Here is a 12,406-nt window from a genome sequence, read left to right as displayed (position 1 = left end):
CCGGCCTTCTGCAACACCCTTTAGTAGCTGTCGTAGCTCGGCTTGCCGTTCGGCCGGTACACGCCGACGATGGTGCCGCCCTTCGTCGTCGAGACGCTGACCGGCTCCAGCGCAGTGGGGATCGCACCGTCGGCGAACAGCCGCTTGCCGGTGCCGATGATCACCGGATGGATGGTCAGCCGGTACTCGTCGACGAGGCCGTGTTGCATGAGGGTCTGGGCGAGGTCGCCGCTGCCGACGACGTTGATGTTGCCGCCGTCGGACGCCTTCAGCTTGCGCACGGCATCGACGGTGTCACCCTCGAGCAGCGTGGAGTTCTGCCAGTCGACGGACGTCAAGGTCCGAGACGCCACGTACTTGTGCATGGTGTTCATCCGGCTGGTGAACGGATTGTCCGGATCGGCGGTCGGCCAGTACGACGCGAAGATCTCGTACGTCCTGCGACCGAGCAGCATGGCGTCGGATGCCTCGTACCAGCCGGAAATGGCTGCGCCGACCTCGTCGTCGTCCACCGGCTTCTGCCAGCCTCCGTGCTCGAATCCGCTCTGAACGTCCTCGTCCGGGCCGCCTGGCGCCTGCATGACGCCGTCCAGCGTCAGGAACGTGCAAACGATGACCTCGCGCATGGTGCGCTCCTTTCGTCGACGGGTAGACCGCACGACCGCCGAAAATTCATCGGCGGGGACCGCTGCCACGGAGCGCAGGGCCGTCGTCCGCACCATCCCGGTGGTGAGGCGCGCTGCCTCCTGGCCGACCTGAGCGGGACCTGGTGCGTGCCTGCGGGCAGGCCCGCCTGCCCCTGCACACCCGTCCCGCGTCGCCGGGCCGGTGCCCGGGAGAGGAGCCCGCTGCACGGTCCTCCTCGCTCAGCAGGTCGCCGCCCTCGTCGTGACCCGGTGGTCACAGACAAATCACCCGCCACCAGTCAGCCGCCGAGTCGGTCAAGGATCTCTCTGCGGCCGGCCTGGTCCGCGGCGAGCAGCTTCCCGACGCCGGCCTCTCCCGCCTCCAGCGGGAACGCACTCGCCAGCGGGCGCCCTCGGCGCCGCCATCCGCGAGACCTTCGCCCCCGAGGAACGCAAGAATGCGAGCGCATCACAGCGTCCTGTGGCACAGGGAGAGCTGCTTGCCGGTGTGGATCGGCGTGGAAGTGGCGGTCGTGAGGGCCCGGTGGGTGGACGGGTCGGCCCACGGCGTGTACTCCGCGCTGAGCAGGCCCTCCAGCCTTACGGGGTGAACTGTTCCAGCCGTCGCGTGAAGCGGATGGCGCGGGTGACCGGCCAGCCAGGCCCGCGGTCGAGAGCCAGGCCGATCTCCATGAGGTGGGATCGCGGGCCGCGCCGTCGGGAGAGCCGGTCAGGTCGCCGCAGTCACGGGGTAGGAGAGACCAATGACCTACGACGAGACTCGTTCGCCGACCGTACTACTGCCCTTGCTGAGTACGTCCGTGGAACGGTTGCTCGCTTCCGCCGCCGGACTCGACGATGACGACGTGCAGGCCCCTTCACGGTTACCTGGCTGGAGCCGTGCCCACGTACTCACCCACATCGCGCGCAGCGCCGATTCCCGCACCCGGCTGCTCACTGCCGCCCGCACGGGCGCCGATCTGCCGCAGTACAGGGACGAGGCCCAACGGGAACGGGAGATCGAACAGGGAGCCGGCCGCCCGGCCGCCGAGCTGGTCGACGATCTGGAGGCCGCGCTGCACGGATTCCTGAAGGCCGCCGACAGCCAGCCGGAGCACACCTGGGACGTGCCGGTGCGCTGGCTCGGCGGAGGCCTGCGCCCGGTACGCGGCACCATCCGCAGCATGCTGCGCGAGGTGGAGGTGCACCACACCGATTTGGCCACGGGCCACAGGCCGACGGACTGGCCGCCCTGTCTCGTGGAGCGGGAACTGGCCCGTACGGCGGAGACGCTCAACGACCGGGCCGACGCCCCTGCCATGGTGTTGCTCGCCGACGAGGGCCGGGTTCTGCGCAGGGTCGGTGACGGCGGGGGGCCACGGGTTTCGGGACCTGCGGCAGAACTGTTGGGCTGGCTGACCGGCCGCACGGACGGGACCGTGCTGACGGTCGATCCGCCCGGCCCGCTGCCCACCGTGCCCGCCTGGCGAAGCTGACCAGGCCGTCACGACCGCCGGACGCGCCCCGCCGGCTACACCACCCTCAGAGTGCCCAGGGGCAGAAGGACTTCGGAGGAAGACCTGCCCCTCTCCTTGCGTCGGCGTCCCCTGCGGCTCTGACTCAACCCGGCACACGGACAGGCGCTGCTCCAGCTCGACTACGAGCTGTGCTGGGCCACCACATGGATGGCGGATGCCAACCGGTGGATCGCGCCGGTACTCGGCCTTCCCGACCTCCCCTTCGTCGACTTCGGCGACGTCTTGCTCCAGGACCGCCCTGACGGCGTCCACTGGAAGACCGCCCCCTTGGTGGACTACGCCGACGGCCGCGCCTTTGCGTGGGTGGACGACGAGCAGAGCGACCTGGACCATGCGTACGTGAGCACCCACCACCGCGCACGTGGACACCACGTCAACCCACGGATAGGCCTGCGCGATCACGACTTCCGGGTCCTTGCCGATTTCAGCTTTCTCTGAGCTCTTCACGAAGCACGGGCTGAGCCCGCGTCGGCCAGATCAGCGCCTGGGCGACGATGACGCTCTCACCGTTGAAGGTGATGGCCGGGCCTTCATGCAGTTCGTAGCCAAGACCAATCATTTCGCTCACACGCTGGCAGAACGTGGCATCGTCCTGTCCTGTCAGGACTCGGTAGACGGGCAATCCGTCTGGTGGTGTGCTCATGAGGAGAAGAATCTCAGACGCAGCCGCCCACCGGGCCTGCCGGCCAACATGTACTCCTGGACAGCTGGCTGACCGGACGGGTGGGCAGTGCGCGCCCCGCGGATTGTCCCGCAGCGCTGACCGAGGCCCGGGCGGCCGGGGACAGCCGTAGGCGTCCTGGACTGACTTGTTCTGAGAGGGCACCTCCGTCCTTCGTTCTGGGACTGACATCGACGGAGTGGAGCCGGCGTCGTCCCGGCTCCACTCCGTGGTGCGGGCATGTGTCACTGGAACTGGGCGAAGAACTTCCAGATCTCTGCCTTGGTCCAGGTCTCGACGCCGCTCTCGGCGGGGGAGCCGTCGACCGGACCGGGTATGTGATCTCCGTCGAACGCGGCCCATTGGACCGGGTATCCGGCACGGCAGCCCGAGTAGGCGGTGGTGACGTGCGTTCGGCTACCCGGTGCGGGCTCGCGCGGGCTCTGGGGAGTACAGCCGTTGTTGCTGACGAATCTGTCGCGCAGGGACCGTCCTTGCGCGATGTTGAGGACGGAGTCGCTGATGCCGTGGATCCCGAAGTAGGCGATGGGCTGGGAGCCGCCGCTGCACCCGCTGATCTCGGCGCCGGAGATGACCGCGACGGCCCTGAAGACGTTCGCCCGGCTGCATGCGAGCGCGTAGCTCATGCCGCCGCCCCAGCTGAACCCCGTGGCGAAACGCTGTGCCGGATTGACACAGAGGCCGCCTTCGATGCGCCGGATCATGTCGTCGACGAAGGTGACGTCCTCACCGCCGGAATTGGCCCAGCCGTTGCCGAGGCCCTGGGGGGCGACGAGGATCGCGCTGTTGTTCGACTGTTCCTGTTGACCGTAGTAGGACCAGGCGGTCCCGCTCGTACCGCCCGAGGCGACGTCGCCGGCGGTTCCGCCCCGCCAGTGGAACGCAAAGATCAGCCGGTAGCGGTGGCTGTTGTCGTAGTTGGCGGGGACCCTCAGGATGAAGCTGCGGTTCTTGCCACCACTCTGCATCGTGTACGTACCACTCGTCAGAGTCGGCGTGCTGCCGCATCCGCCGCCGCCGGACGACAGCTTGATCATCTGCCATTGCTGGTTGGCGCCGCCCCAGTCGGCGTACTGGACGACGTTGCCGCCGTCGGCGGTGGAGGCGCCCTGCACCTCCACCGCCTTTCCGCTGGTGCGGCTAATCAGGCGGACGTGGCCCGCCTCGGAGTCGGCCAGGCGGAACTGCTGGTTGGCCCCGTTGTGGTCGGCCCACTGCTGGATCGCGGCACCGTCTGCGGTCGAGGCGCCGGCCACGTCGAGAACCTTGTCCGAATGCCGTGCCTTGAGGCGATAGAAGCCGCCGCCGGAGTCCACGAACTGCCACTGCTGGTTGGCTCCGTCGTGGCGCGTCCACTGGTTGACCCGCGCGCCGTCGGTGGTGGACGAGCCGGAGACGTCCAGAGCCTTGCCGCTGTTGCGATTGACCAGGACGTACCAGGCATTGGTGTCCACCGTCGCCGCCTCGGCGGGCGCCGGATCCACCGCGGCGAGCATGCCGATCGTGAGGGTCGCCGCCACCACGGCGGCCACCCGGGACCACCAGCGGTGTTTTCGTGGAGGGGCCGGGGAAGCCGCACCGTAGGCCGTCATCGACTCTCCCTTTCGTTCGTGGCAGGTCCCATCAGGTGCGGGTCCAGCGCTGGTTGCTGCCGTTCGAGCAGGAGTAGAGCTGGATCAGGGTGCCGTTGGCGGTGCCGGCCCCGACGGCGTCGAGGCAGAGGCCGGACTGGACGCCGACGATGGATCCGTCGGAGTTGAGGCGCCACTTCTGGTTGTCGCCGCCCCAGCAGCTGTAGATCTGCACCTTGGTGCCGTTGCCGGTGCCGGCGGCGTCCAGGCATTTGTTGCCGTAGACCCTGAGCTCGCCGGCGGAGGTGTACGTCCACTGCTGATTGGTGCCGTTGTTGCAGTCCCACAGCTGGAGCTGGGTGCCGTCGGTGGTGCCGGCGCTGGGCACGTCCAGGCAGCGGCCCGAAGCGACACCCTTGATCTGTCCGCCGTCAGCGGGCGGTATGGTGGAGCCGCCGTTGAGTGCGTTGAGGACGGCGCTGTAGGCGGGCTTCTTGCTGCCGTCGTTGTTGAACAGCAGCGGCGTGTCACCGGACCGCCAGGAGTCGCTGTCGCGCACGCCCCAGACGGTGATGCCGAGGCAGCGCGGGACAGCCAGACAGTCGTTGGTCACGTTGGCGTAGGTCGTGGACGAGGCGCCCTGGATGTCGAGTTCGGTGATGGCCACGTCGACGCCGAGGGCGGCGAAGTTCTGCAGGGTGGTGCGGAAGTTGCTGTTGTAGGGGCTGCCGCTGTTGAAGTGCGACTGGAAGCCGACGCAGTCGATCGGCACGCCGCGCTGCTTGAAGTCCCGGACCATGGCGTACATGGCCTGGGTCTTGGCCCAGGTCCAGTTCTCGACGTTGTAGTCGTTGTAGCAGAGCTTGGCGGACGGGTCGGCGGCGCGGGCGGTGCGGAAGGCGACCTCGATCCAGTCGTTGCCGGTGCGCTGCAGGTTGGAGTCGCGCCGGGCTCCCGAACTGCCGTCGGCGAAGGCCTCGTTCACGACGTCCCACTGGGCGATCTTGCCCTTGTAGTGCGCCATCACGCCGTTGATGTGGTCGATCATCGCCTGGCGCAGTGTGCTGCCGCTGAGGCTCTGCATCCAGCCGGGCTGCTGGGAGTGCCAGGCCAGGGTGTGGCCGCGCACCTGCTTGCCGTTCTGCACCGCCCAGTTGTAGACGCGGTCGGCGGCGGTGAAGTTGAACTGGCCCCGCTGCGGTTCGGTGGCGTCGATCTTCATCTCGTTCTCGGCCGTCACCGAGTTGAACTCACGGGCGGCGATCGTCGTGTACGTCGAGTCGCTCAGCCTGCCCGAGGCGATGGCGGTGCCGAAGTAGCGGCCGCTCTGCGCCGCTGCGGCGCCGAGCGTACTCTCGGCGGCGTGCGCGGTCGGCGGGGTGGCCAGTGCGGTGACCGCACCGAGGACGCCGACGACCAGCGCCAGCAGCAGGCCGCGGATCTTCCGGCGGACAGTGGGTCTGGGAAGGGCGTACGAGCCCATGGCTTGCCTCCAAGGGAGAAATCATGGAAGTGACGGAAACTCGGGGAAACGCGTCGTCCGCTCCCACGTGGCCGACGGACGGGGGCCAGAACCCGGGCAGCACGGAATCACCGGACACCGCGGGTCATGGGACCGGGACGATCTCAACCGGCACGGATGGGCACCCTCTCGGCCGCGGGTGACGTCCTGCCCTGCTCCTCGCTCTGCCCCGAGCTCACCTGCGCGGGATCACCGGCGAGGCGGCACTGCGGGCTGACCGGCGGGCGGCAGGAGGCCCGGATCAGTAGCCGTAGACCATCTTGTAGGCGACCTCGGGAAGGAACTGTCCGGCCGTCGAGCCGGCTCCGACGCCGCAGTTGCCGTCCGACTCACCCGGGGTCTTGATCCACAAGAGCATCTCGGCGCCTCCGCCCGTCCGGGTGGGCGTTCCGATGCGGCGGCCCGAGGGGTTGCACCACTGCCCGTCGGAGCCGTTGCCGTTGCGGCTGGTGTCCACGACGAACGGCTTGGTGTAACCGTAACGGGCGCTGAGCTCGCTGTTGACGGCGTTGCCATAGGCGGTGTTCTCAGCGGTGGTGAAGTAGTTGGAGACGTTGAGCGAGAAGCCGTGGGCCTGACGGAGGCCGGCTTCGTGGAGGCGCCGGGCCATGGTCGCCGCGTCGGCCCAGCGCGGGTTGCCGGCGTCCATGTAGACCCAGGTGTTGGGGGCTTGGCGGTTGAACTGGGCGAGGGCGCCGCTGAGCATGGCCTCGCGTTCGTCGATCTGCGCCTGGGTCATGCAGCCGTAGTCCCCGAGGGAGTCCGGTTCGAGGATGACGACGGCGGGGCGGCCTGCGATCCCGCCGGCGAACTGGGCGATCCAGCTGGCGTAGGCGGACGGCGAAGCGGCTCCGCCGGCGGAGTGGCCGCCACAGTAGTCGCGGTTGTAGATGTTGTAGGCGACGAGGAGGGGCAGCTTGTCAAGGTGGTCCGCCGCCCCCACGTAGGCGCCCGTGGCGGTGCCGATGGCGCCGCTCCAGGAGCCGAACCAGCGGGCCATCGGCGTGTTGGCGATCGAGGCGTTGATGCCGGCGGCCCGGCCGTCGCCGGGGTTGGCGGCCACCCACCTCTTCGCGCTGGAGTCGGGGTCCACGTAGAACCCACTGGTCATGGTGGTCGGGTCGGCCGCGTGGGCGGTCGGTGCGGCGGCGAACGCCAGCGGCAGAGCGGAGAGCGCTGCGGCTAAGGCGTGGAGTCTGCGGCGCATGACTGAACCTCGTTCTCCTGGTCGGGGATGCGTCGCACGCTCTCGTCCCGAGCGTGCGACGCACTGAGGGAATGCGGTGCTGCCACCACCCCTGGGAGCGCTCCCAGAAGAAGCGCCGGCCACGGGTGCCGTTCGGATCGCGCTTGCTCCCGCGCGGGGCGCGCCCGGCGAGTGGTGCGTCGTCGGCCGAGGCGTATCAGATGTCACCGACGCGAAGTCCTGCCTGATCACCGGGACCGCGCACTCCGCGGCGGCCACACGCGTCAGGCGACGAGTGACCGATTGATGAAGTCATGACAATTCCACGTGGAGATCCTCTCGGCTTCGCGCGGTACGGACCGGCGTCCGACCGTTCGAGATATCGAATACGCAACGACTTGTCGAGCAATCTGGATGATAGGAGGCCCACGCGCACCGTCAACCCCTCTCGCAAAGTTCGTCGCGTTTATCGAAACATTCGAGGACTCCGGAGTCGATTCAGCGCGATTCAGCGCCCAGGTGGCGACCAGGCGCACCTCCACGGCATCGCTGATCACCCAGCAGTTCCCATTTGCGGGCAGTGTTGACATGTTCAGCCCCATCTCTAGGATCCATTGGGCCGCCAAGTTTCCGAATGGTGCCCGAAATTTCGAACCACTCTTCATCAGCGTGCCGAAGGAGCCTCTGTGCCCAGACGATCAGGCGGACGACTGTTCCGCCTCCTCACGGCCGCCGCGCTGACCGTAGTCGCGTCCGTGACGGCCTCAGCGCAGTCAACCGCCTCGGCCGCACCGGGCAGTCCGGCGCTCAGCCCACCGCTGGGGTGGAACAGTTGGAACAGCTTCGGCTGCGGGGTCACCGAGACCCAGGTGCGCCAGGCCGCCGACGCGATGGTGTCCTCGGGCATGCGGGACGCCGGCTACCGGTACGTCGTCGTCGACGACTGCTGGTTCGACCCGCAGCGTGACGCGGCAGGCAACCTCCGGGCCAGCCCGTCCAAGTTCCCCAGCGGGATGAAGGCGCTCGGGGACTACATCCACAGCAAGGGCCTGAAGTTCGGCATCTACCAGGTGCCCGGCGAGCGCACCTGCGCGCAGGCCACGGGCGCCTACCCGGGGTCCACGGGCAGCAGGGGGCACGAAACCCAGGACGCCGCGGCGTTCGCGTCGTGGGGCGTCGACTACCTGAAGTACGACTGGTGCTCCCCGACCGGCACCCGTGACGAGCAGGTCAGGCGGTTCACGCTCATGCGCGACGGCCTTCGCGCCACCGGGCGGCCGATCGTCTACAGCATCAACCCCAACAGCCTGCACGCCATCACCGGTGCCACGTACAACTGGGGTGAGGTCGCCGATCTGTGGCGGACGACCGAGGACCTGCTCGACATCTGGCAGAACGGCAACACCAACAGCTATCCGATGGGCGTCGGCAACGTCCTGGACGTCACCGCGCCGCTGGCGGCGCAGTCCGGTCCCGGCCACTGGAACGACCCCGACATGCTGGTCGTCGGTCGCCCCGGCCTGTCGCTGACCGAGTCCCGCTCCCATTTCGCCCTGTGGGCCCTGCTGGGCGCCCCGCTCATGGCCGGCAACGACATCCGGACCATGTCCGCCGACGTCAGCGCGATCCTTCGCAACCCGCGTCTGCTGGCGGTGAACCAGGATCCGCTGGGTGCGGGCGGGCGCCGGGTGCGCGACGACGGCGCCACTGAGGTTTTCGCCAAGCCGCTGTCGGACGGTTCGGTCGCGGTCGGCCTGTTCAACCGCGGCGACGGAACCGCGACGGTCACCACGTCGGCGGCGCAGGTCGGTCTCTCCGGCGGGCAGTTCGGCCTCACCGATCTGTGGACCGGCGGCACGTCGAGCACGTCCGGCCCGATCTCGGCGAGCGTCCCCGCACACGGTGTCGCCGTGTTCCGGATGACCGGCGGCAGCCCGCTGACCGCCACCACATCGCGCCTGCGGGGCAGCGCGTCCGGCCGCTGCGCGGACGTGGACGACGCCTCCACCACCGCAGGCGCCACCGTGCTGATCTGGGACTGCCACACGGCCGCCAACCAGCTGTGGACCACATGGGCCGGAGGCGAGATCCGCGTCTTCGGCGACATGTGCCTGGACGGCTACGCCCAAGGCACCACGAACGGCACACGAGTCATCACCTGGCCCTGCAACGGGCAGAGCAACCAGCAGTGGACCGTCGGCGCCGACGGATCGATCCGTAATGTCCACGCGGGACTGTGCCTCGACGCCAACGGCGCGGCGACCGCCAACGGGACTCCGCTGGTCCTGTGGACCTGCAACGGCCAGGCCGGCCAGAAGTGGTCCCGCGTGTGAGCGACCACGGGGTGAGAAGCGGAGCCGCATGGGGACGAGGACCGCTCCCCCGCGCGGCTGCGCTCCCACGGGTGAGGACTCCACCACCGCTACGCGCTCGATGGAGCCCGCACCCGTACCCTGCGGCAGAGAACGGCCGGGGCCGTTGAGTCAGCCGCCGATACCCGAGTCCTGCGCGGCGGCGACGATCGCCTTCGCGTCCTCCGGCAGCAGGTATCCGGCGTCGACGGACCTCTGCGCGGCCGTGCGCACCTTGCCGACATAGTCGGCGTGGGTCGGGTAGAGCAGGCTGAGCACCGGTTCCGCGGTGGCCGGGAAGGACGGGTCGGACGGGTCGCCGTCGTCGTGCCGGTCCCAGGCGTCGGCATCGCCGTTCCACGGGTCACGGGCGCCGTACAGGCCGCAGAAGACACCGCTGCCGGTGGTGTCGCGCGAACCGGTGAGCGTACGGGTGGGCACCGTGACGTCCGGCAGGCGGACACCGCCGGTGGCCAGGCCGGTGACCGGGTCACGCAGGACGGTGCTCAAGGGCCGACCGCTCGGCGGCCGCGCACCGCCCCGCGCCCAGTTGGCCAGATGGCGCAGCGCCGCATTCATCGCCCAGTGGCCGGGGCCGTCGTTGAAGGGGGCCGAGCCGGCGGCACAGTCGGCCGACGGCGCGGCCGAGCCCGCCGACTTCCGCACAGTCGGCTCGCCGAGGTCGTAGGCCCACTGGTCGCCGTGCGCGGTGCCGGCCAGCTCCCAGTGCACGACGCTGTCGGTGTCCGGCTGCCGTGCGGCCGCGGCGCCCGGCACGTCGGTCTCGGTGAGCACGACGAACGTCGGCACCGACAGGTCGGTCCTGATCCGGGACGGGTTCGGCATCAGCAGGGTGTCGGCGAGCACGCCGCTGACCGGCGCGGCGACCGCGCTGTTGCTGTGCACCATGAACCCGTCGTAGACCTTGGACACCGGCTGGACGGCGTTGACGTACGTGGTCATGAAGCCCGCCGACTGCGACTCCCCGTCGGCGAGCAGTGTCCGGACCGGGAGCCCGTCGAGCGGGTCGGGCCCGTTCGGTGCACGCAGCGCCTGGCCCGCCTGGGAGAAGATGTCGTAGGCGAAGGCGTCACCGGGGTGGACCAGGCTGCCGTACCGTGCCGGGTCCCAGCCCTTCAGGCCCTTGATCTCGCCCCGCCCACCGTTGACCCCGACGGCCTGCGCCGAGACGCCGACCCAGGCGTAGCCCTGGCGCAGCAGTTCGTCCCGCTCGAACCAGTAGTCCGGGGAGAGGTCGAGCTGGCCGCTGACGTTGAGCCACTCCACGACCACCGTGCCGTTGAACCGCGCCGGATCGGCGGGGCGGCGCACCAGCATGCGGCTCTTGTATGCGGCGGTGCCGGACGCGTGGACGTTCCACCGGCCGTCCGACGTCCACAGGTTGGACTTGGCGTACGACGTGGCGGTGCCCGAGATGAAGTACTCGCTCTCGGTGTAGCCGAACGAGCCGAGGTCCTCGGCCGCGGCGAGGAACGGGAAGCCGTGACTGCCGGCGGGCGGGAGCGTGATCGTGGGGCTCGCGGCCGTGGCGGGGGAAGCGGCGACCGGGGCGGCCAGCGGAGTGCCGAGAAGGGCGCCGCAGAGCAGCGCCCCCAGCGTGGTGGCGGTGACGGACCGCCGGGTCAACCTAGCGAGCATGCGCACGGGTTGCCTCCGTGAATGGGTGTGCCAATGGGTCGGGACCGCAGTCTCGACGAACCGTGGCGTGCTGCCATCGGCGAATCCACCGGTGTCCCACTCGAGGCGCTGCGGCCGTACGGGGGCTTCGGCCCGCCCGGGCCCCCGCTGAGCTGGCTGGGCCACCGCATCGGCCCTCGCCGAACAGCTTCGGGGCCCGAACGCTCGTCTGGCCCGCCCGGTGCGTGGAACGCCACGCCCCACAGCTCGTTGCCTGAAGGCGGGGCGCCTCTCCCCCAGCGCTGGTCCCGAGCCGCAAGACGTACGGCTCGTCGTCGGCCGGGGGACGGTGCGCTGCTTCGCCCGCACGGCGGCGACGCGAGCGACGGCCGGCATCACCTCCGCCGTGACACTTCCGAGAAACTCGGTGGACATGGCACGGCCTCAGCGGTGAGCGTTGCCGGTATGCAGCAGGAGAAGATCTGGGACGCCGATGCCGCCCAGCGCTATGACACGCCCGGTTCCGGAATGTTCGCGCCCGAGGTCCTGGAACCGGCAGTGGATCGTCTCGCCCAGCTCTCAGGTGGCGGAAGGGCGCTGGAGTTCGCCATCGGGACCGGCCGGGTAGCCGTCCCGCTCGCGGAGCGAGGAGTCTCCGTCACCGGCATCGAGCTGTCGCTCCCGATGGTGGAGCAACTGCGAACGAAGGCCGATGAAGCAACGGTCCCCGTGATCCTTGGTGACATGGCGACCACCGTCGCTCCCGGGAAGTACGCCCTCGTCTACCTCGTGTACAACACGATCTCCAACCTGCTCACCCAGGATGAGCAGGTGCAGTGCTTCCGCAACGCGGCCCGCCACCTCACCCCTGGTGGCCGGTTCGTCATCGAGCTCTGGGTACCCGAGTTGCGCAAGCTCCCGCCGGGCCAGACGGCCACCGTATGGCAGTCCGAACCCGGCTATATCGGGTTGGACACCTACGACGTGCTCCACCAGCACGTCGTATCGCACCACTTCCGCTTCGACGAGACCCAGCAGGCGCGGTTGTTCCGCAGCCCTCATCGCTACGTCTGGCCGGCCGAACTCGACCTCATGGCCCAGCTCGCCGGATTCGAACTGGAGACAAGGCATGCGGACTGGGCCGGTGCCGAATTCACCGCCGAGGCGCGTTCTCACGTCTCCGTCTACCGGATTCCACCCGCGGGCGGCTGAGGGGGGCTCCTCGTGGTGCAGCATCCCGGCCCGGGCCGCCGAGGGCCCGACCGCTGGGTGCTGCGGCGGGCAGTCACGCA

General features: G+C 69.4%; 8 protein-coding genes and 2 pseudogenes. 4 read left to right on the top strand and 6 right to left on the bottom strand.

What is annotated here, in order from left to right; translation table 11 throughout:
- Positions 1-20: 20 nt before the first annotated feature.
- Positions 21-626 carry a dihydrofolate reductase family protein gene (locus IEZ05_RS10225; RefSeq protein WP_189229687.1) on the bottom strand — a complete coding sequence of 202 codons (606 nt, stop codon included), beginning with the start codon at positions 624-626 and terminating at the stop codon, positions 21-23.
- 764 nt (positions 627-1,390) lie between these two features.
- Here IEZ05_RS10225 and IEZ05_RS10220 point away from each other — a divergent pair.
- Both IEZ05_RS10220 and IEZ05_RS10215 read left to right on the top strand, forming a co-directional pair.
- A complete protein-coding gene (locus tag IEZ05_RS10220) occupies positions 1,391-2,122 on the top strand; it encodes a maleylpyruvate isomerase family mycothiol-dependent enzyme (RefSeq protein WP_189229686.1) in 732 nt (243 codons plus the stop codon).
- 24 nt (positions 2,123-2,146) lie between these two features.
- Positions 2,147-2,625: pseudogene (locus IEZ05_RS10215) on the top strand (hypothetical protein); the annotation flags it as partial.
- A 26-nt stretch (positions 2,626-2,651) separates the two neighbouring features.
- On the opposite strand, the pseudogene IEZ05_RS36750 reads toward IEZ05_RS10215, so the two are convergent.
- From IEZ05_RS36750 to IEZ05_RS10195, 4 genes and pseudogenes are all read right to left on the bottom strand, one after another.
- Positions 2,652-2,807: pseudogene (locus IEZ05_RS36750) on the bottom strand (DUF1737 domain-containing protein); the annotation flags it as partial.
- A gap of 263 nt (positions 2,808-3,070) precedes the next feature.
- Positions 3,071-4,438 (bottom strand): RICIN domain-containing protein, encoded by a 1,368-nt coding sequence (locus IEZ05_RS10205; RefSeq protein WP_373298739.1) that lies wholly within the window; start codon positions 4,436-4,438, stop codon positions 3,071-3,073.
- A gap of 31 nt (positions 4,439-4,469) precedes the next feature.
- Positions 4,470-5,900: an endo-1,4-beta-xylanase gene (locus tag IEZ05_RS10200; protein WP_189229684.1), complete on the bottom strand. Its 1,431-nt coding sequence runs from the start codon at positions 5,898-5,900 to the stop codon at positions 4,470-4,472.
- Between the two features lie 280 nt (positions 5,901-6,180).
- Complete coding sequence (locus IEZ05_RS10195; RefSeq protein WP_189229683.1) at positions 6,181-7,146, bottom strand: glycoside hydrolase family 6 protein; 966 nt, start codon at positions 7,144-7,146, stop codon at positions 6,181-6,183.
- A 665-nt stretch (positions 7,147-7,811) separates the two neighbouring features.
- Between IEZ05_RS10195 and IEZ05_RS10190 the strand changes: the two genes are divergently transcribed.
- A complete protein-coding gene (locus IEZ05_RS10190) occupies positions 7,812-9,458 on the top strand; it encodes a glycoside hydrolase family 27 protein (protein ID WP_189229682.1) in 1,647 nt (548 codons plus the stop codon).
- A gap of 150 nt (positions 9,459-9,608) precedes the next feature.
- Here IEZ05_RS10190 and IEZ05_RS10185 read toward each other — a convergent pair whose 3' ends face one another.
- Positions 9,609-11,135 (bottom strand): alpha/beta hydrolase domain-containing protein, encoded by a 1,527-nt coding sequence (locus IEZ05_RS10185; protein ID WP_229869647.1) that lies wholly within the window; start codon positions 11,133-11,135, stop codon positions 9,609-9,611.
- 444 nt (positions 11,136-11,579) lie between these two features.
- On the opposite strand from IEZ05_RS10185, the gene IEZ05_RS10180 reads away from it, so the two are divergent.
- Positions 11,580-12,326: a class I SAM-dependent DNA methyltransferase gene (locus IEZ05_RS10180; protein WP_189229680.1), complete on the top strand. Its 747-nt coding sequence runs from the start codon at positions 11,580-11,582 to the stop codon at positions 12,324-12,326.
- Positions 12,327-12,406: the final 80 nt, after the last annotated feature.

Origin of the sequence: Streptomyces flaveolus, from assembly GCF_014648815.1 — a bacterium.
GTDB classification, from domain to species: domain Bacteria; phylum Actinomycetota; class Actinomycetes; order Streptomycetales; family Streptomycetaceae; genus Streptomyces; species Streptomyces flaveolus.
The sequence above is the reverse complement of the archived record's forward strand: the minus strand, read 5'-3'. Positions and strand labels throughout refer to the sequence as shown.